Here is a 25,328-nt window from a genome sequence, read left to right on the forward strand (position 1 = left end):
CCAACAAGTGGGCCACTGACCAGTCACCACTTGTCCCATCCCGAGTATGCGTACCAAGGGCCGGAGATCGGATCGAACTGCTCCACATCGCTGTCGGGCATTTGGCCGGCCGGACTCCAGATGAAACCGGCCGACGTGCGCACTCCCGGGTCATCGACGGTGAATCTTGCTCCGCCGCAGGGTGTCGCTTCCGACCAGCAGGTGGGATAGAGGCCCACCTGGTGGCACTCCCGGGAGACAGTGCCGCTCCGGGCTACGGCCTGGGCATGGGCAATCAATGCTGACTCCGACAATGCGAACCGCACCCGGAACGGCATATCGAGACTTACGGCGACAACAACGCCGCAGACGATGATCCACGGTATGAACCATCGGAGCTTGCGGTCCCGGATCGCATCGGCATCGCCAATGAGCGCGGCGACTGCACGTACAGTCCAGACGAGGGCAAGCGCGCAACCAATGAAGAACACCCAAAGGCGGAACTCGACGTATACGTAGGGAGCGCTGGCCCACCACAGGGCTACCAGAGCCGCGAGGGAAAACGCCGTTAGTAACGGCCATCCGGGAGGTTTGGTGAGCACCGCGCAACTCTAAGACCTTCGCTTGGATCTTGACTAGATGGATGCCAAGCGGGCCGGGACCTGCGGAGGAATTTGGGCATGATCAGCGGTGAGTGATCGTCAACTCGCAATGAGTTCATGATCTCGGGGGGCCGATGATGTGTGATTGTCCACCGTCCGCGTTCGTCCGTTGTACGCCTTCAAAACCCCGGCGTGTCCGTGGGCCGCTCGGCATCGCGCTCGCATTCGCCGTCACTATGGGGTCCAGCGCAGGTCTCGGGTTTTCTGCCGGTCATGCGATACAAGCGGAACGCGCGATCGCCCGCGCCCAGCCCGCCGCAGCGCAACCGGCCCCAACGCCGCTGACTGCTTCTGCCGCGACTGCGGCAAGGCCGGTGGAACAGACGTCGTCCACCGTCTCGAAGCGCGCGCCCGCGCCGAAGGCGAAGTCGGCACCGTCACGTCTCTATCGACCCCGCGCCTTGGGCTCCCTGAGCAGTACAACGGTGGTGTAGTCACGCAGTTAGCCACTCAGAAGACAAGAGAGGCCGCTTCCGATCTTCGGAAGCGGCCTTCTATCTGCGGCAATACTGTCGGGGTGGCGGGATTTGAACCCACGACCTCTTCGTCTCGAAGCAAATCAAACGCTAGTTCGTATAGTGCTGCATGCGGCTGTGACCTGCGCAGTCGGTACGGGAACGTACGTCGGTGTTCGTGATCGTGCTTGCTGGTTGTCACGCAGAATGTCACTCAGACCCTCGTTGCAGCCGTCCAGCAAGTGGGCCACTGACCAGTCATCACTTGTCCCATCCTAAGTAGGCGTACCAAGGGCCAGCGGAGCTTGCGATCCCGGATTTCTAACGCGCCCGCCCCGAGGGCAGGTGTCGGGCAGGCGCTACGTTGGTGTTACCGGTCGTTGATCCGGGCGAGCTTGTCGGGGTTGGTGACGGAGTAGATTCCGCGTACGTGGTGGCTGTCGGGAATCAGGTCCAGTACCAGGACGGCGATTGGGGAACCGCTGTCGAAGAGCACCGCGGAAGGATCGCCGTTGACTCGCCGGTAGCGGATGTCGAGGCCACGCGCGTAAGCGGCGACGGTCAGCAGGGTCCGGGCGACAGCGTCGCGGCCGTGGATGGGGTGCAGGCTGGTGGCTGGTCCCTTCCCGCCGCCATCGGTCCACAGCGTCACCTCTGGCGCGAGGACCTGGAGGAGTGCTTTCAGGTCGCCGCCGAGCGCGGCGGACAGGAACCGTTCGGTCACCTCGCGGCGCAGGCGGGGGTCGGCGTGGTGGCGGGGGCGTCGGGCGTGGACGTGTTCGCGGGCGCGGTGCGCGAGCTGGCGTACCGCGGCAGGGCTGCGGCCGAGCAGGTCGGCGATTTCGGTGTGGGCATAGCCGAACACCTCGTGCAGCACGAAGACGGCGCGCTCGGCCGGGGTGAGGGTCTCCAGCACCACGAGCAGCGCCATCGAGGCGGAGTCGGCCCTGACTGCCGCCTCGGCGGCGTCCCCGGCGCCGCCGGTGTCCGCCAGCGGGGTGACGACCGGTTCGGGCAGCCATTGCCCGACATATGTCTCCCGCCGCCGGTCGATCTCCGCTCGCTTGGCCAGGGCCTGGTTCACCGCGACCCGTACGAGGTAGGCGCGGGGGTTGTCAACTTGCCCGGCGTTCCTCGACCCCGTACGCGTCGCCCAGGACAGCCAGGTCTCCTGCAGCACGTCCTCGGTGTCGGCGACGCTGCCGAGGATGTTGTAGATGACCGCGAACAGCAGTTCCCGGTGACCGACGAAGACCCGCGTGGCGTGGTCGGCCACGGCGATGTCGGCTTTCTGCCCCTCGGTCATGGTGGATGCCTCCTTTCCAGGCTCGCTTGATGAGAGGTACGCCGGCTCCGCGAGTGTGACACCGGCGAGGCAAATGTGATCGACGTCTCGGCGCGGCTTGTGGTGTCACACTTACGGCCTCGTCCTGCCTCTTGGATCGCGTAACCGCCGGGGCACCCCGCCTCGGCAATCTACGCAGTCCAGGAGGGCCGATGCGTACCCTGATCCGTGATGTGCGCGTGTTCGATGGTGAGCGGACCGTTCCGAGGACCGACGTCCTCATAGACGGGGACCGGATCGCCGAACCCGACGGCCGCCCCGCCGACGTCGAGGTCGACGGGTCCCGCAAGACGCTGCTTCCCGGCCTGATCGACGCGCACACCCACACCTTCGACGGCAGCCTCGCCCAGGCGCTGGCGTTCGGCGTCACCACCGAGTTGGACATGTTCTGCCTGCCCGGCAACCTGGCCCGCCAGCGCGAGTTGGCCGCCGGCGACGACGAGGTGGCGGACCTGCGCAGTGCCGGGATGCTCGCCACCGCCCCGGGGGGGCACCCCAGTCAGTTGATGGGCGGGTTCGACGCCTCGACGCTGGAGGCGTTCGGTGATGCCGTTGGCGGGTTCGACACCGTCGCGGACCCCGGGCAGGCCAGGCGGTTCGTCGAGGCGCGGCTGACCGAGGGGATCGACTACCTGAAGATCGTGGTCGACGACGGTGTGGTGCACGGCGCCCGGCTCCCGGCGCTGACGCCGCAGATCGTGGCCGCGCTGGTCGAGGCCGCCCACACCAACGGGCTGACCACCATCGCCCACGCGATCACCATACGGGAGGCCACGATCGCGCTGGACGCCGGCATCGACGGCCTGGCCCACGTGTACGCCGACGCCGTGCCCGAGGACCCGGCCGGGCACGAGCTCGCCGCCCGGATCGCCGCACAGGGCGTGTTCGTGGTCACCACGTTGGCGTACTTCGAGGCGATCACCGGGCAGACTGAAGCGGCGGACCACGCGCTCCCCGGCTGCGCCGACAACGCCGTCCACGCCGCCCGGACCCTGCACCAGGTCGGCGTACCACTGCTGGCCGGCACCGACGCCAATCCGTTCGCCCCCGTACACGGCGCCGCCATGCACCGCGAACTTGCCCTGCTCACCGAAGCCGGGCTCAGCAACGAGGAGGCCCTCGCCGCGGCCACCAGTGTGCCCGCCCGCCACTTCGGGTTGGCCGACCGCGGCCACGTCGCCCCCGGTCTACGCGCCGACCTCCTGCTCGTCGACGGCGACCCGACCAGCGACATCACCGCCACCGCCGCGATCGCCGAGGTATGGCGCCGCGGCACTCGCCAACCCCGCTAGTACGGCAGCCGCCATTCGTTAGCTGAGCTGGGTATATGCGGTGGACAGGCGGGCGCACCGGTGGAACCATCGGGCGCGTTCGTGTGGTGAATGCGTGGGACCGCTGTTCTTCGGATGGCACGTCTGTGGTGATCCGTGGCGTCCTGCTTGCCCGCAGTGGCTCGCGCCCTGGTCATCACAGTGGCGGACGCATCCCCTTGCACGCAGAGGTGACCTCCGTCCACCTGCAGCGCCGCGTTGAGCTTGTCCGCAGCCCACAGGGGTGCGATCAGGTGGGGCCGCCCGGGTGCTGGGTCGTTGGCGCGGCCCGGTGAGTGGCCTTATGCCAAGCTCTCATTCCCTAGGCCGACCCCGTCGCCGCCCTCCCGATCGTCCGCCACCGCCACGGCGGCGCCCCTCAACCTCGACGTGCCTGACGCGGCGTTGGATCTGGCGTGCGCTGATAGTGCAAGAACATCCACTGGCGTTCGTGATCGCCTCTTGCGGTTGTCACGAGAACGTCATGCAGAGGCCAATGTATGGATGGGGAGAGCCCCATGTGGGGTCACGGGCCCAGACGCGGGAACGATCAACGATAGGTGATCGTCTACTCGCAATGAGTTCATGATCTCGGGGGGCCGATGATGTGTGATTGTCCACCGTCCGCGTTCGTCCGTAGTACGCCTTCAAAACCCCGGCGTGTCCGTGGGCCGCTCGGCATCGCGCTCGCATTCGCCGTCACTATGGGGTCCAGCGCAGGTCTCGGGTTTTCTGCCGGTCATGCGATACAAGCGGAACGCGCGATCGCCCGCGCCCAGCCCGCCGCAGCGCAACCGGCCCCAACGCCACTGACTGCTTCTGCCGCGACTGCGGCAAGGCCGGTGGAACAGACGTCGTCCACCGTCTCGAAGCGCGCGCCCGCGCCGAAGGCGAAGTCGGCACCGTCACGTGTGCGGCAGGTGAGGCGGCCCGTGATTCACAAGAAGAGGGGCGTGAGCCGTGCCTATGTCCACAGGTCCACAGTGGTCGTTCACAAGAGTGTTCATGCCAAGCGTCCGCAACGCCTCGGGGTCGACGGGCTGAGGGAGCGTATCCGCAGAGCCATCTACGCACGAGTGCTGAAACACTTGAGGGCGCGGCCAGCCAGGTAGCCAGTGTTCCAGACATCCCGGGGACAGGCTGGGCAGTGCTGTCCCCGGAATGTCCCTCTCCGCCGCAGGCATTTCCGCACCTCAAGAGCGGGTGAGAGACAGCGGGGACAGCCGGGACGCATTCATGGCTGCGAGGCTGTCAGGGAGTCCTTGATCGCCTCTGCGCCGGGTGCACCCGCCGACGCTAGGTCCTTGGCGGTTCGTCGGAGTTCGGTTACGGCGTAGGCGTTGAGCGCTGTAGCGTCCGGGGCCACGTCCAGGGCGGTGGAGATTGCTGCTTCGGCGTCGCCCTGGAGGGCTTGGGCGCGGGCGAGGCAGGCTCCGTACCAGGCTCTGTCGCGGCGGTAGTGGTCGGGGAGGGTGGACAGGCCGCGTTCGAGGTAGTCGGCAGCGCGGCGGCCGTCGCCGAGTTCCAGTTCGGCCATGCCGCGTTGCATGAGGAACCAGCCCTCGTTGTAGAAGTACATCCAGGGTGGTTCGTCTTCGGGGTGTTCGGCTGCGGTTCTGATGAGGTCTTCGGCTTCGGCGAGCTGGGTGCGGGCCTGGTTGGCCTCGCCCATCTGGGCGTGTCCGCGGCCGGCCATCTGGGCGGCCATGCCTTGTACGCCGTGGGTGGTGCGGCCGTCGTGCCAGCGGGAGGCTTGGGCGAGGCGGACGCAGCGTTGTGCGTCGCCGAGGCTCCATGCCTGGTGGGCGCGCATGTTGAGGGTGGTGGAGGCGAGGCAGGCGTCTCCAGCTTCCAGCGCCCAGGCGTGGGAGCGGTCGTACCAGGCCAGGGCGGCGGCGTGCTGGCGGGAGTCTTGGCACATCCAGGCGATGAACTGGGCGTATTGGGCCAGGACGGCGATGGCGCGGTCGGCGAGCGGGCCTTGGGCGCCTCGGGCGAGGTCGGCCACGGTGGAGAGCTGGGCGTGGATCAGGGGCAGGAGGGGGCGGCTGCCGATGGTGTCTTCGACGCGGCGGTGTTCGGCCAGGCAGTGTTCCAGCCATTGCACGGTGGCCAGATCGACGCGGGAGGGGTGCTCGATGGCGCGGGTGATGCGTTCGTACAGGTCGGCGTCGGGGGACAGCGTGGGGAGGGCGAGGGCGGGGACCGGCTTGATGACGGTGCCGAAGAGCTGGTCTTCCGTCAGGCCGAACGCCTTGCAGTAGAGCGTGGTGTAGAAGGCGTCAGGACGGTGTTCGCCGGTCTCATGCCCTCGGATGCGGCGGATGAGGTTCGGCAGCTCGGTGAGGGGCTTGTCGGCGGCCTTGATCAGCTCGCGGGCCAGGTCGCGCTGGGACCAGCCCTTGGCGATGCGTGCGGCCAGCAGACGGGTGGCCCAGACGGGAACCGCTGGAGTGGCATTCATCCGGTGCACCTCCGGGGGCGGACATCGGGCCTCGCCTCTCAGTGTCCTCTTCTGACGCGCTGCCGCTGCTGGCTCTGATGTAGTCGTGCACGGGGACACCGATGGTTTCTACTCGTGGACGGCTTCTGACAGCGACGGCCGGGGCTCGTGCGGCATAACCGGTGAGCTCGAGCGGGCCACCGAGCTTCTGCGGCAGGCGCTTGAGTCCTTAGCACCCGGTGCCACGGGCTCAGTTCAGGTCGTGCGTCTTGACCGCTACGCATCGGCCCCCTCCTACATCTACGGCACGACCGCGTTGTGCCTGCGCAGGGTGAGGGCCGCCGACGTCAGCTCTTGAAGCTGGTCGGACCAGTTCAGCGATCGCAGGGGGCGACGGCAACGGACGCCGCCCTCTGCCCACGAAGCGAAAGCAAACCGCCATGTACGTCTGGACGCGGCATGTCCCGTACGGCCCACGTCCCGTACGGGTGATGGAAACCTCGTGCTGCGGCGAGTACGAGTGGTGCTGTGATGCCGGGCAATTCCTCATCCTTCGCCACAGCGAGGAGAACGGATAGGACGAGACCGTACGAGGGCGCCACGCCACTGCTCGCCGCGTCTGGGCCGCGCTGGTTGCCGGCCATCGGCACAGAAAGCGGACCTCTTGAGGCAGGCTGCTCTTGTCACACATCGGCCTCGGCACTCCACTCGATGATGTTCTCGACTGGGGTGGGAGCGGCCCGCCGTTGGAAGCAGGCTCCTGAGTCACGCCCCTTCACGTCGACCGACCGGACGTGGTCAAAGCCCTGCTCCCGGTAGTAGCGCTGGAGCCCCTTGTTGGTGCGACACACGTCCAGGCGTAGCCAGGGGAACCCACGCCGCGCGGCCTGGTCCACCGACCAGTTCACGATGTCGGCCCCCAACCCCTCGCCCGCGCGGTCGCGTGCCAGGAGGAGCTTGTACAGGTAGAGGGCGGGCCCGTCGGCGTCAAGGTCCCAGAAGTCGAGATCGGGCCGGGCGTTCAGGGTGACTGCGGCGATCGCCTCGCCGTCGTCCTCGAATACCCAGGTCTCGCGGTTGGCGATGTTGCGGCGGATCTTCTCCCGGCCGATCTCGTCCCACCTGGCCGTCCACTGCTGGATGCCGCGCTTGGCCAACCAGCGTTCGGACTCGGCACGCAGTTCGATGACGCGCTCTGTGTCGCTCTTTACGGCGAGGCGGGCCGCCAGGACGGGACGCTCAGGCATCGCTGTGGCCCACGTGGTAGACGACTTCGACCCGTTGCCCGGTCTGATCTGGTGCAGCACCAGGACCGGCTTGCCTGAGGTGGTCAGCGTGGTCCGCACCACTTCGAGCACGGCCATGACACCGGCCAGATTCAGCCGGTCCGTCTCCTGCCGGGAGGCGATCCGCGGGGTCAGCTCGTCGACGTGGTCGCGCATCGGACACCTGAGGTCGGCCAGGACCTGAGCCGTGTTGACGCTGTCCGGCTCCATGATCCCGGTGTCCTTGACGAGGTTGTAGGCGTAGTAGGAGTCGGCCAGCGATTCGGGTTCGTTGGCGGGCTGGTCGAGGCCGGGGCCGATGTAGCGGACGCGGCTGCGTACGACGATCCTTTCGTTCTCAGGGATGCCCAGTCGCTCGGCGATCGGTGTTCCAGCGACCAGGTGGCTGCCGGGCAGGATGCTCACGCTGATCGAGCGACTCGCGGACGTAGAAGCCCTTTTTCGGGACCGCCACGACCAGGCCCTCGCCGATGAGCGCCTGGTAGGCGTGGCGCACGCTCAGCGACGAAACCTGCTCCTGCTCCATGAGCTCTGACGTGCTGGGAAGCCGGTCGCTCAAGCCGGTGATCACCAAGGGCGCTCACACCATGAACACAATCTTCGGCGACAAGCCGACGGGTTGAGTCCGAGTGAGATGGCTCCCCGATTGGCTCCCATCGACTTCCAGAAACGGAAAAGGGCCCGACCCGCTTGGCGGATCAAGCCCTCTACCTGGCAAAACTCTGTCGGGGTGGCGGGATTTGAACCCACGACCTCTTCGTCCCGAACGAAGCGCGCTGCCAAGCTGCGCTACACCCCGGTGCACGCCCTTCGTGCGCGTGCTGTTGAAGTCTAGCGGACTTCCATGGTGGTTGTGACCGCCTTTATCTCCGGGGGACCAGGGTGAGTAGGGTCGCCTCCGGGAAGCAGGCGAAGCGGGCCGGAGCGCACGGGGAGGTGCCCAGGCCGGCCGAGACGTGCAGCCAGGCACTGTCGTGGCGGCTGAGGCCCTTGACGCGGGCGCGGTCGATGCCGCAGTTGGTCACCAGGGCGCCGTAGAACGGGATGCAGAGCTGGCCCCCGTGCGTGTGGCCGGCCAGCAGGAGTTGGTAGCCGTCGGCGGCGAAGCTGGTCATGTTGCGGGGCTCCGGCGAGTGCATGACCCCGAGCCGGAGGTCGGCGTCCGCGGGGGCGGGGCCCGCCACCAGGTCGTAGCGGTCGCGGGAGATGTGGGAGTCGTGGATGCCCGCCACCGCCACGTCGAGGTCGCCGATCTTGATGCGGGCGGTGGTGTTGTTCATGTCGAGCCAGCCCTCGGCCGCCATGCCCGCCCCCAGCTCCTCCCAGGGCAGGGAGGGCACGTGCTGGCGGCGCTCGTTCTTCGACGTACGCCACAGGTAACGGGCCGGGTTCTTGAACTGGGGGGCGTAGAGGTCGTTGGAGCCGTACACGAACAGGCCGGGTCGGGACAGCAGGGGCTCCAGGGCGTGCAGGAGCGAGGGGACGGCCTCCGGGTGCGCGATTGAGTCGCCGGTGTTGACGACGAGGTCGGGCTCCAGCGCCCCCAGCGAACGGACCCAGTTGATCAGCATCGTCCGGCCCGGCGTCAGGTGCAGGTCCGACAGGTGAAGGACGCGTACGGGACGCTGGCCGCGATCCAGCACGGGCACGTCGAAGCGGCGCAGACGGAACCAGTTCCGTTCCACCACGGAGGCGTAACCCAGCCCGGCCAGGCCGAGACCGAGCATGGTCAGGGGTACTGCGACGGCTTTCCTCACGTATTCATGATGCCCGACATCCGGCGCGGGACGACCGTTCGCGATGCCTCACCTGGTGCGCGTGGCGGAGGGACCGGTCTACGTGGTGGAGGGGATGGGGCGTTCACCTGGTGGTGAGGGGGTCGGGCGCTTGCCTGGTGTGCGTGGCGGACAACACGGGTCGCTCGCCTGGCATGCGTGAGGGAGGGACGGGTGGCTCGTTTGGTGCGGGTGGCGAACGGGGGGTTCGTTCGTCTGCTGTGCGTGGTGAACCGGGCCGGTCCGCGCAGGCGGCAAGATGGACCGCATGAGCGCATTGAAGGACAAGCTGAAGGCCGACCTGACGGCCTCGCTGAAGAGCCGTGACGAGCTACGCCTCCGTACGATCCGCATGGCACTGGCCGCGGTGAACGTCGAGGAGGTCGCCGGCAAGGAGGCCAGGGAGCTGACCGACGACGAGGTCATCAAGGTCCTGACCAAGGAGGCCAAGAAGCGGCGCGAGGCGGCCGAGGCGTTCGGTAACGCGGGGCGTAAGGAGCAGGCCGAGGCGGAGCTGGCCGAGCAGGCGGTGCTGGAGGGGTACCTGCCGGCGCAGCTCTCCGACGAGGAACTGGCCGCGCTGGTCGACGCCGCCATCGCCGAGACGGGCGCGGCCGGGCCGCAGGCCATGGGGCAGGTCATGAAGGCGGTCAATCCGAAGGTCGCCGGGCGAGCCGAGGGCGGCCGGGTGGCCGCCACCGTCCGTTCGCGCCTGTCCGCAGGTTAGAAAGTCCCTGCGGAGCGCCTCCGTACGTGCGCGCCTGTCCGCAAGCTGCTGGAAAGCTCCTGTGGAGCGCCTCCGTACGTGCTCGCAAGCTGGAAAGCCCCTGTGGAGGGCCGGTGAGTGTGCCTGTCCGCCGGCTCTTCTGCGGGGTTCGCGGGGTTCGTCTGTTGAAGGCGCCGTATGGGCCCGCTGCTCGAGAGCCTCTGCGGGAGGCCGGGCATGGCCCTGTGCGGTCCTCAGCGCCCGTTGGAGGCCCCAGGAGCCCGCGAGCCCCTCCTAGGCCAGGGGCCACGGGCCCGCGGGGCGTGAGAGGGTCTCAGCAGCTCTCAGCCGCCCGGCGTGATGATGGGGCCGGCGTCGCCGCCGCGGCCGTTGCCCTGGCCGTTGTTGCCGCCGGGCCCGCCCCAGCCCCCGCCGCCGTCGTCGGTCGGGCCGCCGCCGTTGCCGCGGTCGAAGATGTCGAACGGGTCGTCGGGCCCCGGCTCTTCCTTGTCCTTCTTGGGCTTGGGCGCGCAGTTGGCGGTGCAGCCGCCGAACCGTGACTGGTCGACCGGCGAGAACTCCGTCTTGTCGACCCCCTTGAGCGCCTCGATCATGGAGTCCTTCCAGATGCGCCCGGAGATCGAGGCCCCGTACACGTACGGGTAGTACTGCCCGCCGATCGTGATGCCGATGAGCTTGTGGGCCGAGGTGCCGCGCGGGTCGCCCAGGCTGACGGCGGAGGCGAGGTCGGGGGTGTAGCCGGAGAACCAGGCCGACATGTAGTTGTCGGTCGTGCCCGTCTTGCCGGCCGCGTCGCGTCCGATGCCGCCGACCTCCGTCATCGTGCCCTTGGTGAAGACCCCGGACAGGATGCCGCTGACCGCGTCGGCGACCTCCTCCTCGAGCACCTGCGAGCACTTCGGCTTGTACTGCGTGGCCTTGCCGTTCCTGTCCTTGATCTCGGTGATCGCCAGCGGCTTGCAGTATTGGCCGCGCGAGGCGAAGACCGCGTAGGAGCTGGCGATCGTGACGGGGTCGACCTCGTTCACCCCGAGCGTGAACGTCTCGACCTCAGAGAGCTTCTGTCCGTCGGCCCGCTTGACGCCGAGCTTCTTGGCCATCTTGACCACGTCGCAGAGGCCGACCTCTTCCTGCAGCTTGACGAAGAACGTGTTCACCGAGCCCCAGGTGCCGGACTCCAGGGTCTTGAAGCCGCCGCCGCCCTCGCTGGAGTTGCGCACGGTGTGGGTGGGGTCGCCGACGTTCTGGTTCTTGCAGTTCTTGAACGAGCTGTAGCCGCCGGCGGTGTAGCCGGCGGGGGACGGGAAGCCGTCGCCGTACTTGAGCCCCTCTTCCAGCGCCGTGGCCAGCGTGTAGACCTTGGCCGTCGAGCCCTGCTGGAACCCGCGCCCGCCGCCGTGCGCCGCGTCGGCCACGATGTTGTAGCTCATCTCGTTGCTCGACTTGCTGCGGCCGAACTTCCGCGAGGCGGCCATGGCCTTGATCTCGCCGGTGCCGGGGACGACCATGGCCTGCGAGGCGACGGGCTTGTCCTTGGCGCTGACGTACTTCTTGATCGCCTTCTCGGCGGCCGCCTGTGTCTTCGGGTCGAGGGTGGTCGTGATGCGCAGGCCGCCGCGCTGGAGGAGCTTCCTGCGCTCGTCCTGGTTCTTGCCGAAGTCTTCGTTGTTGAGGATCTCGTACTGGACGTAGAGGCAGAAGTACGGGTATTTGCTGGCCTCGCAGCCACCGGGGACCTTGACGTCCTTGTAGCCCAGTTTCTCGGCCTTGGCCTCGGCGGCCTGCTGCGGCGTGATCACCTTGATCTCCGCCATCCGGTCGAGCACGACGTTGCGCCGCTCCTGCAGTCGCTGCCGGGACTCGGCGCCGATGTTGGGGTCGGTGCGGGCCGGGTTCTGGACGGCGCCGGCGAGCGTGGCGGCCTCGGAGAGGTCGAGCTCGGAGGCCGGCTTGTCGAAGAAGCGCCTGGCCGCCGCCTGGATGCCGTGCGCGCCCGCGCCGAAGTAGGCGATGTTGAGATATTTCTCAAGAATCTGGTTCTTGGTGTACTTCTTCTCGATCGCCATCGCGTAGCGCAGTTCGCTCAGCTTGCGCGAGACCGTGGGGGCGATGGCCGCGGCCTGCTCCTCGGGCGTCTCGGCCTTGTTGACCAGCACCTGCTTGACGTACTGCTGGGTGATCGACGAGCCGCCCTGCGTCACGCCGCCGGTGGTCAGGTTCTTCACCAGCGCTCGGGCGGTTCCTTCCACATCGATCGGCCCGTGCTGGTAGAAACGGAAGTCCTCGATCGCGATCAGCGCCTGCTGCATGATCGGGGCGACCTTGTCGAGCGTCACGGACTGCCGGTTCTCGAAGTAGAACTGCGCGATCCGCTTGCCGTTGGCGTCGAAGAGCTCGGTGCGCTCCGACAGAGGAGGCTCGTCGAGCGCTTCCGGCTTGAGGTTGAGCGCCTCGACGGCGCTCTTGGTGGACATGCCCGCTCCGCCGACCGCCGGCAACGCCACGGCGGCCGCGAGCACCCCGGCGGCGCCTCCCGCGATGACGAGGCGCAGGAGGCTCAGGATGGGGTTGGAACGATCTTTGCCCTGGGCTTGCACGCCTCTAAGAGTACGTCGAAAGACTGGCGTTTTCGGTAGCGCGACACCATTTCGCCTTGACTGACGGGGGTGACTAGTCATTCCCGGTCAAGACAGCCGCGAGAAATTGGTCCTCTGGGGTCTGTCGGCCCGAACGTCTAGTTGCGTACGTTCTCCTCTGCGGCAACTGAATACGGAGGCTCGGCGCCCGCGCCCGTCGGCCCCAAATGACGACTGACCACCTAAGGGGAGTGGGGTCGAACAAATGTGGATCACGGATTGGACCTCCCGTGCCGCCTGTAAGGGTGCGGATCCGGATGCCCTGTTCGTGCAGGGCGCCGCGCAGAACCGAGCCAAGCTCATCTGCCGGGGCTGCCCGGTTCGTACCGAATGCCTCGCCGATGCGTTGGACAATCGCATCGAGTTCGGGGTGTGGGGCGGTATGACCGAGCGGGAACGACGTGCGCTGCTTCGACGGCGGCCCGATGTGGACTCGTGGCGCGACCTGCTCGAGTCCGCCAAGGAAGAGTACGAACGCACCAACGAGTTGATCGCGGGCTGATCCCAGCCCGGCGACCGCGTACGGCCGGCGCCGCCCGCCGGCCGTACTTCTATGCGGTGGCCAGCAGGTCCCCGATCCGCCGCAGTCCGGCGAGATCGTGGACGTCCTCGGACATGGCGCGAACCTGTGCCACGGGCACCGTGGGATGGGCCGAGATGAAATGCTCCTGCTCGCGGCTTTCGCGGGCAGCGAGCTGCATTCGCCCGGCGTGCAGCCGCAGCACCGCCGCGGTGAGCTCGTGCTCGCCCCTCGACTCCAGATCCTCCGCGGCGGCGGCGCTGCGGGCGGCGGAGAGTGCCGAGGCGGGTGACCCGTGCACCCGGTTGACCACGAGGCCGGCCAGGGGCATGCGCTCCTCGGCCAGGCGTTCGACGAAGTAGGACGCCTCGCGCATCGCATCGCGCTCGGGCGCGGCCACCACGAGGAAGGCCGTGCCCGGCGCCTGGAGCAGCTTGTACGTCATCTCGGCACGCTGCCTGAACCCGCCGAACACGGCGTCGAGGGCGGAGACGAAGGTCTGCAGGTCCTTGATCACCTGTGCGCCGAGCAGCTTGGTCATCGCCCCGGCCATCAACCCGAACCCGGCGTTGAGCAGCCGGAACGCGCTGCGTCCCCCGGCCTTGGCCGGCGCGGTCAGCAGCCGGATGAACCTGCCGTCGAGGAAGCGTCCGAGTCGCTCGGGAGCGTCGAGGAAGTCGAGCGCCGAGCGCGAGGGCGGCGTGTCGACGATGATCAGGTCCCACTCGTCCGAGCGGCGGAGCTGTCCCAGCTTCTCCATGGCCATGTACTCCTGTGTGCCGGAGAAGCTGGAGGACAGGGACTGGTAGAAGGGGTTCGACAGGATCTGCCGGGCTCGCGCCGGGTCGGCGTGCGCCTCGATGATCTCGTCGAACGTACGCTTCATGTCGAGCATCATCGCCCAGAGCTGGCCGTCGCCCTTGGGGGAGACGACCAGGCGCGGCGTGTTGTCGAGCTCGGTCAGCCCCATCGACTGGGCCAGGCGTCTGGCCGGGTCGACGGTCAGCACGACCGCGCACCTGCCGCGCTCGGCGGCCCGCAGGCCCAGCGCCGCCGCGGTCGTGGTCTTGCCCACCCCGCCGGCGCCGCAGCAGACGATGATCCTGGTGCCCTCGTCGTCGAGGATGGCGTCGATGTCGAGTGTGGCGGGCTTCTTCACGCTGCTCCCTGGGTGCGCATGCTCTCTGCCAGCTCGTACAGGCCGGCCAGGTCGACGCCGTCGGCCAGCAGCGGCAGCTCGTACGTGGTCAGCCCCGCCCCGGCCAGCGTCTCTCGTTCGGCGCGCTCCAGCTCGGTGCGGTGGGCGTGCTCGGCGACCTCCGCCGCGAGCGCCTGGGCCAGTGCCGTGGCCTGCGCGGCGTCGGTGACCCCGGCGGCCTTGAGCCCCAGTGTGAGCTCGTCAGCGTCGAATCGGCCCTTGACAGCCCTGTCAAGAGCGGCCCGCGGCAGCAGTGACTCGGCCACCATGTTGATGAAGATCCCGCCGGGGGGAAGCTTCGCCGAGCGCAGTTCGGCCAGGCCGTCGAGCGTCTCCTGCACCGGCATCTCCTCCAGGAGGGTGACGAAGTGCACGGCGGTCTCGGGGGACTTCACGACGCCGTTGACGAGCTCCGAGTGGTTCTTGATGGGCCCGACCTTGGCCAGGCCCGCGACCTCCTTGGTGACGTTCAGGAAGCGCGTGATGCGGCCCGTGGGCGGCGCGTCGAGCACGACCGCGTCGTAGACCCTGCGGCCGTTCCTGCCGCGCCTGCGTACGGCCTCGGTGGTCTTGCCCGTGACGAGGACGTCGCGGAAGCCGGGGGCCACGGTGGTGGCGAAGTCGACGACGCCCATCTTGGTCAATGCCCGACCCGCCCGGCGCATGCCGTAGAACATCTCCATGTACTCGAGCATGGCCTCTTCTGGGTCGACGGCCAGCGCGTACACGTCGCCGCCCGAGGGGGCGACGGCGATCCTGCGCTCCTCGTAGGGCAGGGGCGGCAGGTCGAAGATCTGCGCGATGCCCTGTCTGCCCTCCACCTCCACGAGCAGCACTTTGCGCCCGCCAGAGGCCAGGGCGAGCGCGAGGGCGGCGGCGACGGTCGTCTTGCCGGTGCCGCCCTTGCCGGTGACGACGTGCAGTCGTACGTCGGCCCAATCCGGGTCCGGAGAGTCCACGATTCGAGGCTACCGAACGGTCACTTGTCGAAAGCCGACGACCACCCTTTGAGATTGCTCACAATAAGCTGCCCCCATGAAGAAGTGGGAGTACCTCACAGCCCCCGTGCTGATTCACAACACCAAGATGATCCTCGACAACTTCGGCGCCGACGGCTGGGAGCTCGTCCAGATCGTGCAGGGCGCCTCGCCCGAGCAGCTCGTCGCCTACTTCAAGAGGGAGAAGCAGTGACCCCGGAGCAGCGGATCGAGGAGCTGGGTTACACGCTGCCCGCGCCTGCCGCGCCGGCCGGCTCCTACCTGCCGGCCGTCCGCACCGGTGACCTGGTCTACACCTCGGGCCAGGTGCCGATGCTGGAGGGCAAGCTGCACCAGACCGGCAAGCTCGGCGCCGACCTCGGCGTCGACGAGGGCAAGGCGCAGGCGCGCATCTGCGTGCTCAACGCGCTGGCCGCGCTGAAGGCGGAGCTGGGCGAGCTGTCCAGCATCCGGCGGATCGTCAAGGTCGTCGTGTTCGTCGCCAGCGACCCCGGCTTCACCCAGCAGCCGCAGGTGGCCAACGGCGCCAGCGACCTGCTCAGCGAGGTGTTCGGCGACCAGGGCAGGCACGCGCGCAGCGCCGTGGGCGTCGCCGCGCTGCCGCTGGACTCGCCCGTCGAGGTGGAGGTGATCGCCGAAGTCGGTTGAGCAGGCATATGTCACCATGACCGAGTGATGTTCTAAAAGGAGGTCATGTGACCGGATTGCCGCTTTCAGCCGAGCTCGCCGCCCGGGCGCGGGACGTGCTGGCCGGCCGGGTCCGTCCGGCGCCGGCCCGGGACGCCGCCACGGTCGTGCTCCTGCGCCCCGGGCCGGAGGTCTACCTGCTGCGACGCAAGGCCACCATGGCCTTCGCGGCGGGCGCGTACGTCTTCCCCGGCGGCTCCGTCGACGCCCGCGACGCCGACCAGGACGTCGCCTGGGCCGGGCCCTCCCCGGCCGAGTGGGGCGAGGTCTTCAATGCGGGCGAACGGCTGGCGCGCGGGCTGGTGTGCGCGGCCGTACGCGAGACGTTCGAGGAGTCCGGGGTGCTCCTGGCGGGCCCGGGGCCCGATTCCGTGGTGGCCGACACGACCGGCGACGACTGGGAGGCCGACCGGCTGGCGCTGATCGACCGGAGCCTCGGCCTGTCGGACTTCCTGGCCAGGCGCGGCCTGGTGCTCCGTTCCGACCTGCTCAAGCCGTGGGCCCACTGGATCACGCCGGAGATCGAGAGCAAACGGTTCGACACCCGGTTCTTCGTCGCGGTGCTGCCGGAGGGGCAGCGTACGCGGGACGTGGGCGGGGAGGCCGACCGGGTGATCTGGCAGCGGCCGGGCGAGGCGCTCGAGCTGGCCCGCGAAGGGGAGATCTTCCTCATGCCGCCCACCCACCACACGCTCGGCGAGCTGACCGCCTACGACCGCGTGGCCGACGTCCTGGCCGCGCGCAGAGAGATCGTGACCATCATGCCCAGGGCCGTGGAGATCGAGGGCGAGCTGCGGCTGGTGACGTCGTGAGCGAGCGCGCGCACGCCGGGAAAGGAACTGGATGAGCGGCCTGCACATCCCGATCGGGACGCCCGACGGCTCGCGTACCGAGCACGCCGAGAACCTGCTCGCCCCCAACCCCTCCGCGATGACCCTCGACGGCACCAACACCTGGGTGATCGGCGCCGGCGAGGAGGTGGTCGTCGTCGACCCAGGGCCGGCGGACGAGTCGCACCTGCGCCGCGTGCACGAGCACCTCGGGGCCCGCCGGGTCACCGAGATCCTGCTCACCCACGGGCACTTCGACCACAGCGGCGGAGCCAGGCGGTTCGCGGAGCTGACCGGCGCGCCCGTACGCGCGCTCGACCCGCGCCACCGGCTCGGAGACGAGGGCCTGGCCGACGGCGACGTGGTCACCGTGGCCGGGCTGGAGATCCACGTCTACGGCACCCCGGGCCACTCGTTCGACTCGCTGTGCTTCTGGCTGCCGGCCGACCGGGCGATGCTGACCGGCGACACCGTACTCGGCCGGGGCACCACGATCATCGCCCGCGACGGCGGATTGGCCGACTATCTGCGCAGCCTCGACCGGCTCAGGGCGGCGGCCGAGAGCCTTGAGGCGCGGGCGCTGCTGCCCGGCCACGGCCCGGTGCTGCCCGACCCGATCGGGGCCCTCGACGGGTACATCGCGCACCGGCGTGAGCGGCTCGACCAGATCAGGGCGGCCCGCGCGCAGGGCGCCCGCACTCCGCGCGAGATCGTCAAGATCGTGTACGCCGACGTCGACCGCTCGCTCTGGCCGGCCGCCGAGATGTCGGTACTGGCCCAGCTCGACTATCTCGACCGGTTGTAGAGCCGGTCGATGTCGAGGATGACCACGGCCTTGGCCTCGATGCGCAGCCAGCCGCGCTGGGCGAAGTCGGCCAGCGCCTTGTTGACCGTCTCGCGCGAGGCGCCGACGAGCTGCGCCAGCTCCTCCTGCGTCAGGTCGTGGTGCACCCGCAGGCCGTCGTCGGTCTTGGTGCCGAACCGCTCGGCCAGGTCGAGCAACTGCTTGGCCACCCGTCCTGGCACGTCGGTGAACACCAGGTCGGCGAGCACGTCGTTGGTGCGCCGCAGCCGCTGCGCGAGCGCGCGCAGCAGGTGGAGCGCCACCTCCGGCCGGCCGGTCAGCCAGGGCCGCAGGTCGTCGTGGCCCAGCCCGGCCAGGCGCACCTCGGTCAGCGCCGTCGCCGTCGCCGTACGCGGGCGCGGGTCGAACAGCGACAGCTCGCCGAACATCTCGCTCGGCCCCAGCACGCTCAGCAGGTTTTCCCGCCCGTCAGGAGAGGTACGGGAAAGCTTGATCTTGCCTTCCAGCACGACGTAGAGCCGGTCGCCCGTCTCGTTCTCGTGGAAGAGCGTCTGGCCCTTGGACAGCTGGACCTCAGTGATGCTCGTGCGCAGCGCGGCGGCGCTCTCGCGGTCCAGCGCGGCGAACAGGGGGGCCTTGCCCAGCACATCTTCGGTGTTCACTCTGCCTCCTCTGCTGCCATTGTGACTCACCCCACTCTGGGCAGCACACACAGGTTAGGGGAATGTGAGAGTGCTCTGGACTTGCCCAGATATGTCGAGTCCAGGGGAAAGGTACAGGACTGCCGCTCCTGTACCGTGACCGGTCCCCTTCCGCACGCTGGGTCGTACGGGGAAATCCCGTCCTGGGTTCAACCCTCCTCAGGAGCTTCTACGCTTGCCGCATGGCGACGAACGCGGCGGGGCGCAAGCCGGAGACCCAGCTCGCACTGGTGCGGCGGGCGCGCAAGATGAACCGCATCCTCGCGGAGACCTACCCGGACGCCCACTGCGAGCTCGACTTCGCCAACCCTCTGGAGCTCCTGGTCGCGACCATCCTCTCCGCGCAGTGCACGGACAAGCGGGTCAACATGGTGACCCCCGTCCTCTTTGCGAAATATCCGACCGTGGATGACTACGCCGCCGCCGACCGGTCGGAGATGGAGGAGATCATCCGCTCGACCGGCTTCTTCCGTGCCAAGACCAACAGCATCATCGGCATGGCCCAGGCGGTCTGCGGGCGGTTCGGCGGCGAGGTGCCGGGCAAGCTGAAAGACCTGGTCACGCTGCCCGGGGTGGGCCGCAAGACGGCCAATGTGGTGCTCGGCAACGCCTTCGGCGTCCCGGGCCTGACCGTGGACACGCACTTCCAGCGGCTCGTGCGCCGCTTCGGCTGGACCGAGGAGACCGACCCGGTCAAGATCGAGCACCTCGTCGGCGAGCTGCTGCCCCGGCGCGAGTGGACGATCTTCTCCCACCGGGTGATCTGGCACGGGCGCCGCATCTGCCACGCCCGGCGGCCCGCGTGCGGCGTGTGCCCGCTGGCCGGGCTCTGCCCCTCGTACGGCACCGGCCCCACCGCCCCCGCCGAGGCCTCGAAGCTCGTCAGGCCGGGCCCGTTCTCCTGACCAAAGAAAGCCGCTACCACGGGAAGCCATTACCACGGGAAGCCAATCGCATGACGTCGTGTTGGAGGATGCGTGACTCAAGTGCCCGACTGGCTGGAGAGACTGGCGGCGCAGGCGCAGCGGATCGGGGTGCCCCCCGTCCTGCGGCCTCCGGCAGGGCGCGGACGCGCCGCCGCGGTGCTGATGCTGTTCGGTGAGGGGCCGAACGGGCCCGACGTGCTGCTCATCCAGCGCAGCACCCGGGGGCGCAGGCACGCCGGCCAGCCGGCCTTCCCCGGTGGCGGCGTCGACCCCGAGGACGCCGGGCCGATCGAGGCGGCGTTGCGCGAGGCCGAGGAGGAGACCGGGGCCGACCCGGAGGGCGTCCACGTCCTGTGCACGATGCCCGAGCTCTACCTGACCTACAGCGACAACCGGGTGACCCCGGTGATCGCCTGGTGGCGTGAGCCGTCGGCGGTGCACGCGGCCTCGCCCGACGAGGTCGACTCCGTCGAACGGGTGCCGATCGCCGAGCTGGTCGATCCCGGCAACCGGATCATGCTCCGCCACTCCAGAGGCACGGCGGGGCCGGCGTTCCGGGTGCGCGGGATGCTGGTGTGGGGCTTTACGGCGATGGTGCTCGACACGGTGCTGCGCGAGGCCGGGCTCGAACTGCCGTGGGACCCGACGCGTACGGAGGAGCTGCCGCCCGAGGTGGTGAACCTGGCCTCGCGGCGGTGAGCCGGGCGCTCGATACCGCCCCGGTCAGCGGGCCGCTCTGAGCGCGACCCCGAGCGAGGCCCAGCCGGCCACGTCGGCGTCGCTGTCGTCGGCCAGTGCGCGCAGCGTCTCCAGGCCCGCCCGGTCGGGGGGCTCGCCGAGGACGTGCTGCAGCGCGTACGCGGCTCCGTACCTCACTCTGGGGTCGTCGTGGCGGGCCAGGTCGATCACCGACGGGAGCGAGCGCGGGTCCGCCAGATGGCCGAAGGCGATCAGCACCGAGTAGAGCACCATGGCGTCGTCCTCGCTGGCGGCCAGATAGCGCAGCACCGGCAGCGTACGGTCCACGAACGGCCGCAACATCCCCATGATGTCCACGCCCAGCAGCCGCTCGGCGACGCTGTCGGCCGCGCACAGCCGCCGCGCCTCGATGAACGACTCCAGGTCGCCCCGCTGACGCAGCAACGAGATCACGTGCCAGCGCAGTGGCCCGTCGGGGTCGGTGTCGCGCAGCGCTGCCTGGATGAGATCGCGCACTGTTCCCTCGTCCGGCGGCATACCGCTCAAGATAGCCAGGTGAGTGACGCCGTCCTGATCGAAGACGTGCACACTTGACCGTATCCCTGGTTACCTTTGAAACGTGCGCGGTGATCTGCTTGACCTCATCTTGATCGGCCTGGTGATCGCCTTCGGCATCTCGGGATACCGGCAGGGCTTCATCATCGGAGCGATGAGCTTCGTGGGGTTCGTGGGCGGCGCCGTGCTGGGGGTGTTCATCGCGCCGCCGATCTCCAAGGTCGTCGTCGACGGCGACACGCCGCAGGCCCTGCTGGCGATCGTGATCGTGTTCCTGGCGGCCACGATCGGGCAGTTCGCCTCCTCGACGCTGGGCGCGGTCGTGCGCAGCCACGTCACGTGGGAGCCGGCCAAGGTCGCCGACGCGGTGGGCGGGACGTTCGCCAGCGGGCTGTCGGTGCTGGTCATCGCCTGGCTGATCGGCTCGCTGATCGTCTCCACGTCGTTCTCCCCGCTCGTCGACCAGGTCAAGAACTCCGCGCTGCTGACCACGGTCGACGACGCCATCCCGCAGGCCGCGCGCAACTGGCAGCAGCCGTTCAGGAAGTTCATCGACCGCTCCGAGTTCCCGCCCGTCTTCGACGCGATCGGCGCCGGGCAGCTCATCGACGTGCAGCCGCCCGACCAGAGCGTGCTGCAGGGCGCCGAGCTGTCGCGGGCCCGCCGCGCGATCGTCAAGGTCCAGGGCAACGCCGAGAGCTGCAACAAGCACATCGAGGGCACCGGCTTCGTCTACGCCCCCGGCCGGATCATGACCAACGCCCACGTGGTGGCCGGAGTCAGCCGCGACCTGCAGATCATCGACTCCACCAACACCCGCCACACGGCCACGGTCGTGCGCTACAACCCGCGCCGCGACATCGCCATCCTCTACGTGCCCGGCCTCGACCTGCCGCAGCTCTCCTTCGAGGGCGACGGCTCACGCGGCGACAACGCGATCATCGCCGGCTTCCCCAAGGGCAAGGGCTTCACCGCCGAGCCCGCCAGGATCGGCAGCCAGCTCACCGCCGAGGGCCCCGACATCTACCGGGCGAACACGGTCAGCAGGAAGGTGTACGCGATCCGCGGCCAGGTGCTGCCGGGCAACTCCGGGGGCCCGCTGCTGACCGTCGACGGCAAGGTCTACGGCGTGATCTTCGCCGCCGCCACCAACGAGGAGCAGACCGGCTACGTGCTGACGGCCGAGGAGGTCGCTCCCGACGCCTCGGCGGGCCGCACCGACACCACACCGGCCAGCACGCAGGAGTGCGACTAACCACGCACCTCTGATCCATTCACCTCCAGGAAGGGATCTCCCTTCCGCGCGCCCCGATGTGATAGCTTCTCACAATGTGATAGCCAATCACATTGAGGGGGAGTCATGACGACACGCAGACTCGGCCGAACCGACATCGAGCTCAGCCCCATCGGCCTGGGGTGCATGCAGTTCTCCGGCACCAGGAACGTGGTGCGCTGGATGATCAGGCCCATCGACCAGGAGACGGTCACCTCGGTGGTGCGGGCCGCCCTCGACGGCGGCGTCAACTGGTTCGACACGGCGGAGATGTACGGGCAGGGCCAGTCGGAGGAGGCCCTCGCCGCCGCGCTCAAGACGTGCGGCATCGCGCCCGGCGAGGTCACGGTGGCCACGAAATGGGCGCCGCTGGGCCGTACGGCCGCCGACATCACCCGGACGATCGGCGACCGCCTGCGCCACCTCGGCGGCTTCCCCGTCGGCCTGCACCAGATCCACATGCCCACGGGATCGTGGTCGAGCATCCCCGCCCAGCTCAAGGCCATGGCGGCGCTGCTGAAGTCGGGCGAGATCCGCTCGGTCGGGGTGAGCAACTTCTCCGCCAGGCAACTCGTGCTCGCCCACCGGGTGCTCGCGGCCGAGGGCGTCACCCTGGCCGCCAACCAGGTGCGCATCAACCTGCTGCACAGGAACGTCGAGCGCGACGGCGTCCTCGACGCGGCACGCAGGCTGGGCGTCACGCTGATCGCGTACTCGCCGTTGCAGGGCGGGTTGCTCAGCGGCCGGTTCCACGACGACCCCGCGCTGGTGAGATCGCAGCCGGTGATGCGCCGCTTCTTCGGCGTCCTCGACCGGCGGGGGCTCAGCGCCCAGGGGCTCGCCCGTACCAGGCCGCTGGTCGACACCATGCGCGCGATCGGCAAGGCGTACGGCGTCTCGGTCTCCCAGGTGGCGCTCAACTGGCTGATCACCCGCTACGGCGACACCGTCGTGGCCATCCCCGGCGCGTCCAAGCCCCGGCAGGCGGCGGACGCGGCCGCCGTGATGGAGTTCCGGCTCACCGAGGCCGAGATCGGCAAGCTGGACGAGCTGTCGCTAACCTGAGGCGGTGCCCAGAACCGCCAAACGCGACCGTTACCACCACGGCGACCTGCGCGCCGCGCTGATCGACACCGCTGTGGAGATGATCGCCGAGCAGGGCGTGCAGGGGTTCTCGCTGGCGGAGGCGAGCCGGCGGCTCGGGGTCGCGGTCAGCGCCCCCTACCGGCACTTCGCCGACCGCGACGAACTGCTGCTGGCGGTGGGAGTGCGCGCTGGGGAGCTGCTCGTGGCCGCCGTGACGGCCGAGCGCGGTGGCGACTCTCCGCAGGAGCGGCTGGCGGCGGTGGCGCGGGGATACGTGCGGTTCGCGGCCGGGCACCGGGCGCTGTTCGAGGCGTTGTTCGGCGCGTTGACGCCGGTCGGGGAGCCGGAGCTGGAACGAGCCGCGCAGCCGGTGAAGGCGGCCTTCCAGTCGGCCGCGATGTCCCTGTCGGGCGGCGACCAGAAGGCGGCAGAGGCGCTCGGGATGGCGGTGGCCGCCACCGCGCACGGGCACGCGGGGCTGCTGCACCTGGGGATGTTCGGCGAGGGTGCGCAGGCCGTGGACACCGCCGTCCGGCATGCCGCCGCCGCCACGCTCGCCCTCGTCGCCGGGCGCGCCGCACTGACCCTCTGACGGCCCCTCTGACGGCGGCCGGTCAGCGGGGCAGTCTGCCCAGCACCGACGCGATGGCCGTGTCCGGGTCGCTGTCCTGGGTCAGGGCCGAGGCCGCCTTCCCCACGGCGTCGTACGCGCCCCCGTACGACTGCGCCTTGGCCGCCCCCCTGCTGAACAGCGTGACCGCCCCCCGCCCGTTCCCGCGCTGCAGGTGCGTCAGCCCCACGCAGATCTGCGCGAGCCCCTGCCACAGCTCCCGCTCGTCGTCCGGCGCGCACTTCCAGCGCCCCTCGAACACCTCGTGCGCGTTGAACGGCAGCCCCTCCTCCAGGAACCGGCGGCCGTCGGCGAGCGCCTGCTCGGTGGTGGGGGCGTAGTCGTCGGGGACCCTCGGCATGCCGGGCGCGCCGTAGGGGAGCGGCCGGCCGTACGCGTCGCGCGGGCGGGCGTTGCGCGGTCTGCCCCCGGGGTCGCGGTCTCTCATCGGTCGGGCTCCGGATCGTTCAGCCAGCCGAGCAGCTCGGTGTCGAACACGTCGGGAATCTCCTCGTGGGGGAAGTGGCCGGCGCCTTCGAGCAGCCGCCACCGGTAGGGCGCCGCCACGTAGCGGCTCGAACCGTGCGCTGTGCGCGGCAGGACGCTCGGGTCGAGCGCGCCGTGCAACTGGAGCGTGGGGGCCTCGACCTCCGTACGCATGGCCCTGGCGTAGCGCCGCCCGTCGGGGCGTAGCTGGGAGCGGCCGAACCACCGGTGGTATTCGAGCGCCGAGTGCGCCACGGCCGGGATGCGGAACGCCTCGCGATAGGTACGCGACTCGGCGGGGTCGGGCCAGCCGGGCCGGGACCAACCATCCAGCAGCCGCCCCACGAGCACCGCGTCCTGGCGGGTGAGCCGGTGCTCGGGAAGCAGCGGAAGCTGGAACCCGAGCCGCCGGCCACTGGCCCTGAGCTGCCCGAAGGGGTCGGCCACCAGCGCGCTGCGCAGCCGCAGCGGATGGGGGGCCGACACGGCGACCAGACGGCGTACGCACTTGGGGTCGAGCACGGCCATCGTCCAGGCCAGCAGCCCGCCCCAGTCGTGCCCCACCACGATGGCCCCGGTCTCGCCCAGCGCCCTGATCAGCCCCGTCGCGTCGGCGGCCAGGGTGGGCAGGTCGTAGCCGCGCGGCGGCTTGTCACTGCCTCCGTAGCCGCGCAGGTCGGGCGCCACCGCCCGGTATCCGGCCCCGGCCAGCGAGACGAGCTGGTGTCGCCACGTCCACCAGAACTGGGGGAACCCGTGCAGCAGCAGCACCAGGGGCCCCTCACCCGCCTCGACGACGTGGAAGCGGGTGCCGCCCGCGTGCACCGCGCGGTGCGTCCAGGGCCCGGGGATCTGAACGACCGACTCGTCAGGTGCCATCGCGGGTCACCGGCTCGCGGTCGGGGGCGAGCGCCGGCAGTGGCTGCTCGTCATGCGTGGCGATCTCCTTGAGTCCCTTGATCGATCTGGCCGTGCGCTTCATCCCGGCCAGCCCCTTGAGCCGGCGGATCCCGATGAACACCAGCAGACCCGCGACCAGCAGATAGAACACGGTCACGATGAGGAAGGCCGCCCAGTTGGGCAACCACTGGGCGAGCACGAACGCGATCGTGAACGAGGCGAGGATCAGACACAGGTGCGCCATGAAGGCGGCGGCGGCGAACAGCCCGCCCGCCATGCCGACCCGCCTGGCGTCGAACCGGAACTCGGCCTTGGCCAGCTCGATCTCCGAGCGGATCAGGGACGAGATGTGGCTGCTCGCCTGGGCGACCAGCGAGCCCAGGGATTCTTCCTCGGGAGTCTGCGGCATGAAACGTCTCCTATCGGGGCCTGGCGG

26 protein-coding genes and 1 tRNA gene are annotated in these 25,328 nt (G+C 69.3%); 12 read left to right on the forward strand and 15 right to left on the reverse strand.

Annotation, left to right across the window (positions count from 1 at the left end; all coding sequences use genetic code 11):
- Positions 1–23: 23 nt before the first annotated feature.
- Together ABD844_RS13540 and sigJ are read right to left on the reverse strand one after the other, a co-directional pair.
- A complete protein-coding gene (locus ABD844_RS13540) occupies positions 24–581 on the reverse strand; it encodes a hypothetical protein (RefSeq protein WP_344876653.1) in 558 nt (185 codons plus the stop codon).
- Positions 582–1,466: 885 nt separating this feature from the next.
- Complete coding sequence (gene sigJ, locus ABD844_RS13545; protein WP_344876655.1) at positions 1,467–2,402, reverse strand: RNA polymerase sigma factor SigJ; 936 nt, start codon at positions 2,400–2,402, stop codon at positions 1,467–1,469.
- Between the two features lie 191 nt (positions 2,403–2,593).
- On the opposite strand from sigJ, the gene ABD844_RS13550 reads away from it, so the two are divergent.
- Entirely contained in the window at positions 2,594–3,733 is a 1,140-nt protein-coding gene (locus ABD844_RS13550; RefSeq protein WP_344876657.1) for an amidohydrolase family protein, read from the forward strand.
- A 1,252-nt stretch (positions 3,734–4,985) separates the two neighbouring features.
- Here ABD844_RS13550 and ABD844_RS13555 read toward each other — a convergent pair.
- The 5 genes from ABD844_RS13555 to ABD844_RS13575 form a co-directional block, all read right to left on the reverse strand.
- Positions 4,986–6,215 (reverse strand): helix-turn-helix domain-containing protein, encoded by a 1,230-nt coding sequence (locus ABD844_RS13555; protein WP_344876659.1) that lies wholly within the window; start codon positions 6,213–6,215, stop codon positions 4,986–4,988.
- Positions 6,216–6,877: 662 nt separating this feature from the next.
- Positions 6,878–7,885 (reverse strand): GNAT family N-acetyltransferase, encoded by a 1,008-nt coding sequence (locus ABD844_RS13560; RefSeq protein WP_344876661.1) that lies wholly within the window; start codon positions 7,883–7,885, stop codon positions 6,878–6,880.
- Positions 7,818–8,051: a GntR family transcriptional regulator gene (locus ABD844_RS13565; RefSeq protein WP_344877058.1), complete on the reverse strand. Its 234-nt coding sequence runs from the start codon at positions 8,049–8,051 to the stop codon at positions 7,818–7,820. The genes ABD844_RS13560 and ABD844_RS13565 overlap by 68 nt, the downstream gene beginning before the upstream one ends.
- A 154-nt stretch (positions 8,052–8,205) precedes the next feature.
- Positions 8,206–8,279: transfer RNA gene (locus ABD844_RS13570), tRNA-Pro, on the reverse strand.
- A gap of 64 nt (positions 8,280–8,343) precedes the next feature.
- Positions 8,344–9,207, reverse strand: a complete 864-nt coding sequence (locus tag ABD844_RS13575; RefSeq protein WP_344877060.1) for a metallophosphoesterase — start codon at positions 9,205–9,207, stop codon at positions 8,344–8,346.
- A gap of 316 nt (positions 9,208–9,523) precedes the next feature.
- Here ABD844_RS13575 and ABD844_RS13580 point away from each other — a divergent pair, with 316 nt between their 5' ends.
- A complete protein-coding gene (locus ABD844_RS13580; RefSeq protein ID WP_344876663.1) occupies positions 9,524–9,982 on the forward strand; it encodes a GatB/YqeY domain-containing protein in 459 nt (152 codons plus the stop codon).
- 323 nt (positions 9,983–10,305) lie between these two features.
- On the opposite strand, the gene ABD844_RS13585 is transcribed toward ABD844_RS13580, so the two are convergent.
- A complete protein-coding gene (locus tag ABD844_RS13585; RefSeq protein WP_344876665.1) occupies positions 10,306–12,579 on the reverse strand; it encodes a transglycosylase domain-containing protein in 2,274 nt (757 codons plus the stop codon).
- A gap of 244 nt (positions 12,580–12,823) precedes the next feature.
- On the opposite strand from ABD844_RS13585, the gene ABD844_RS13590 reads away from it, so the two are divergent.
- On the forward strand, positions 12,824–13,120 hold the full coding sequence (locus ABD844_RS13590) for a WhiB family transcriptional regulator (protein WP_090771382.1): 297 nt from the start codon (positions 12,824–12,826) through the stop codon (positions 13,118–13,120).
- A gap of 49 nt (positions 13,121–13,169) precedes the next feature.
- On the opposite strand, the gene bagB is transcribed toward ABD844_RS13590, so the two are convergent.
- Both bagB and bagA read right to left on the reverse strand, forming a co-directional pair.
- On the reverse strand, positions 13,170–14,297 hold the full coding sequence (gene bagB / locus ABD844_RS13595) for an ATPase BagB (protein ID WP_344876668.1): 1,128 nt from the start codon (positions 14,295–14,297) through the stop codon (positions 13,170–13,172).
- On the reverse strand, positions 14,294–15,295 hold the full coding sequence (gene bagA, locus ABD844_RS13600; RefSeq protein WP_344876670.1) for an ATPase BagA: 1,002 nt from the start codon (positions 15,293–15,295) through the stop codon (positions 14,294–14,296). The genes bagB and bagA overlap by 4 nt, the downstream gene beginning before the upstream one ends.
- A 76-nt stretch (positions 15,296–15,371) precedes the next feature.
- Here bagA and sp36 point away from each other — a divergent pair, with 76 nt between their 5' ends.
- Genes sp36 through ABD844_RS13620 form a run of 4 tightly spaced genes read left to right on the forward strand, consistent with a single transcriptional unit; the run spans position 15,372 to position 17,656 of the window.
- The gene (gene sp36 / locus ABD844_RS13605; RefSeq protein WP_217708645.1) at positions 15,372–15,527 is read left to right on the forward strand and encodes a Sp36 family protein; all 156 of its coding nucleotides are present in this window, start codon (positions 15,372–15,374) and stop codon (positions 15,525–15,527) included.
- Positions 15,524–15,982 carry a RidA family protein gene (locus tag ABD844_RS13610; protein WP_344876673.1) on the forward strand — a complete coding sequence of 153 codons (459 nt, stop codon included), beginning with the start codon at positions 15,524–15,526 and terminating at the stop codon, positions 15,980–15,982. The genes sp36 and ABD844_RS13610 overlap by 4 nt, the downstream gene beginning before the upstream one ends.
- A 56-nt stretch (positions 15,983–16,038) precedes the next feature.
- On the forward strand, positions 16,039–16,833 hold the full coding sequence (locus ABD844_RS13615) for an NUDIX hydrolase (RefSeq protein ID WP_425568563.1): 795 nt from the start codon (positions 16,039–16,041) through the stop codon (positions 16,831–16,833).
- Between the two features lie 31 nt (positions 16,834–16,864).
- Positions 16,865–17,656, forward strand: a complete 792-nt coding sequence (locus ABD844_RS13620) for an MBL fold metallo-hydrolase (protein ID WP_344876677.1) — start codon at positions 16,865–16,867, stop codon at positions 17,654–17,656.
- Here the strand turns inward: ABD844_RS13620 and ABD844_RS13625 are convergent.
- Positions 17,638–18,318, reverse strand: a complete 681-nt coding sequence (locus ABD844_RS13625; RefSeq protein ID WP_246074851.1) for a Crp/Fnr family transcriptional regulator — start codon at positions 18,316–18,318, stop codon at positions 17,638–17,640. The two genes, ABD844_RS13620 and ABD844_RS13625, sit on opposite strands and share 19 nt — an antisense overlap.
- 221 nt (positions 18,319–18,539) lie before the next feature.
- On the opposite strand from ABD844_RS13625, the gene nth reads away from it, so the two are divergent.
- Positions 18,540–19,262, forward strand: coding sequence for an endonuclease III (gene nth / locus ABD844_RS13630; protein ID WP_344876679.1), 723 nt, complete (start codon positions 18,540–18,542; stop codon positions 19,260–19,262).
- Between the two features lie 72 nt (positions 19,263–19,334).
- Entirely contained in the window at positions 19,335–19,982 is a 648-nt protein-coding gene (locus ABD844_RS13635; RefSeq protein WP_344876681.1) for an NUDIX hydrolase, read from the forward strand.
- A 24-nt stretch (positions 19,983–20,006) separates the two neighbouring features.
- Here ABD844_RS13635 and ABD844_RS13640 read toward each other — a convergent pair whose 3' ends face one another.
- The gene (locus tag ABD844_RS13640; RefSeq protein WP_344876683.1) at positions 20,007–20,519 is read right to left on the reverse strand and encodes a HEAT repeat domain-containing protein; all 513 of its coding nucleotides are present in this window, start codon (positions 20,517–20,519) and stop codon (positions 20,007–20,009) included.
- An 82-nt stretch (positions 20,520–20,601) separates the two neighbouring features.
- Here ABD844_RS13640 and ABD844_RS13645 point away from each other — a divergent pair, with 82 nt between their 5' ends.
- From ABD844_RS13645 to ABD844_RS13655, 3 genes are all read left to right on the forward strand, one after another.
- Positions 20,602–21,792 carry a MarP family serine protease gene (locus ABD844_RS13645; RefSeq protein WP_344876685.1) on the forward strand — a complete coding sequence of 397 codons (1,191 nt, stop codon included), beginning with the start codon at positions 20,602–20,604 and terminating at the stop codon, positions 21,790–21,792.
- A gap of 105 nt (positions 21,793–21,897) precedes the next feature.
- Entirely contained in the window at positions 21,898–22,875 is a 978-nt protein-coding gene (locus tag ABD844_RS13650; protein WP_344876688.1) for an aldo/keto reductase, read from the forward strand.
- 4 nt (positions 22,876–22,879) lie between these two features.
- Positions 22,880–23,488, forward strand: coding sequence for a TetR/AcrR family transcriptional regulator (locus ABD844_RS13655; protein WP_344876690.1), 609 nt, complete (start codon positions 22,880–22,882; stop codon positions 23,486–23,488).
- 22 nt (positions 23,489–23,510) lie between these two features.
- On the opposite strand, the gene ABD844_RS13660 is transcribed toward ABD844_RS13655, so the two are convergent.
- The 3 genes from ABD844_RS13660 to ABD844_RS13670 are packed head-to-tail and all read right to left on the reverse strand — an operon-like array spanning position 23,511 to position 25,301.
- The gene (locus tag ABD844_RS13660) at positions 23,511–23,954 is read right to left on the reverse strand and encodes a DUF309 domain-containing protein (protein ID WP_344876692.1); all 444 of its coding nucleotides are present in this window, start codon (positions 23,952–23,954) and stop codon (positions 23,511–23,513) included.
- Positions 23,951–24,871, reverse strand: a complete 921-nt coding sequence (locus ABD844_RS13665) for an alpha/beta fold hydrolase (protein WP_344876694.1) — start codon at positions 24,869–24,871, stop codon at positions 23,951–23,953. Before ABD844_RS13665 ends, ABD844_RS13660 begins: the two co-directional genes overlap by 4 nt.
- Complete coding sequence (locus ABD844_RS13670) at positions 24,861–25,301, reverse strand: phage holin family protein (RefSeq protein WP_344876696.1); 441 nt, start codon at positions 25,299–25,301, stop codon at positions 24,861–24,863. The genes ABD844_RS13665 and ABD844_RS13670 overlap by 11 nt, the downstream gene beginning before the upstream one ends.
- Positions 25,302–25,328: the final 27 nt, after the last annotated feature.

It is taken from the genome of Nonomuraea antimicrobica (assembly GCF_039536965.1).
Lineage (GTDB): Bacteria > Actinomycetota > Actinomycetes > Streptosporangiales > Streptosporangiaceae > Nonomuraea > Nonomuraea antimicrobica.

Bases quoted from the DNA above. Each gene is read 5' to 3' on its own strand.
- sigJ (WP_344876655.1), bottom strand. From the start codon at position 2,402: ATGACCGAGGGGCAGAAAGCCGACATCGCCGTGGCCGACCACGCCACG.
- ABD844_RS13550 (WP_344876657.1), top strand. From the start codon at position 2,594: ATGCGTACCCTGATCCGTGATGTGCGCGTGTTCGATGGTGAGCGGACC.
- ABD844_RS13555 (WP_344876659.1), bottom strand. From the start codon at position 6,215: ATGAATGCCACTCCAGCGGTTCCCGTCTGGGCCACCCGTCTGCTGGCC.
- ABD844_RS13575 (WP_344877060.1), bottom strand. From the start codon at position 9,207: ATGCTCGGTCTCGGCCTGGCCGGGCTGGGTTACGCCTCCGTGGTGGAA.
- ABD844_RS13580 (WP_344876663.1), top strand. From the start codon at position 9,524: ATGAGCGCATTGAAGGACAAGCTGAAGGCCGACCTGACGGCCTCGCTG.
- ABD844_RS13590 (WP_090771382.1), top strand. From the start codon at position 12,824: ATGTGGATCACGGATTGGACCTCCCGTGCCGCCTGTAAGGGTGCGGAT.
- sp36 (WP_217708645.1), top strand. From the start codon at position 15,372: ATGAAGAAGTGGGAGTACCTCACAGCCCCCGTGCTGATTCACAACACC.
- ABD844_RS13620 (WP_344876677.1), top strand. From the start codon at position 16,865: ATGAGCGGCCTGCACATCCCGATCGGGACGCCCGACGGCTCGCGTACC.
- nth (WP_344876679.1), top strand. From the start codon at position 18,540: ATGGCGACGAACGCGGCGGGGCGCAAGCCGGAGACCCAGCTCGCACTG.
- ABD844_RS13640 (WP_344876683.1), bottom strand. From the start codon at position 20,519: ATGCCGCCGGACGAGGGAACAGTGCGCGATCTCATCCAGGCAGCGCTG.
- ABD844_RS13650 (WP_344876688.1), top strand. From the start codon at position 21,898: ATGACGACACGCAGACTCGGCCGAACCGACATCGAGCTCAGCCCCATC.
- ABD844_RS13660 (WP_344876692.1), bottom strand. From the start codon at position 23,954: ATGAGAGACCGCGACCCCGGGGGCAGACCGCGCAACGCCCGCCCGCGC.
- ABD844_RS13665 (WP_344876694.1), bottom strand. From the start codon at position 24,871: ATGGCACCTGACGAGTCGGTCGTTCAGATCCCCGGGCCCTGGACGCAC.
- ABD844_RS13670 (WP_344876696.1), bottom strand. From the start codon at position 25,301: ATGCCGCAGACTCCCGAGGAAGAATCCCTGGGCTCGCTGGTCGCCCAG.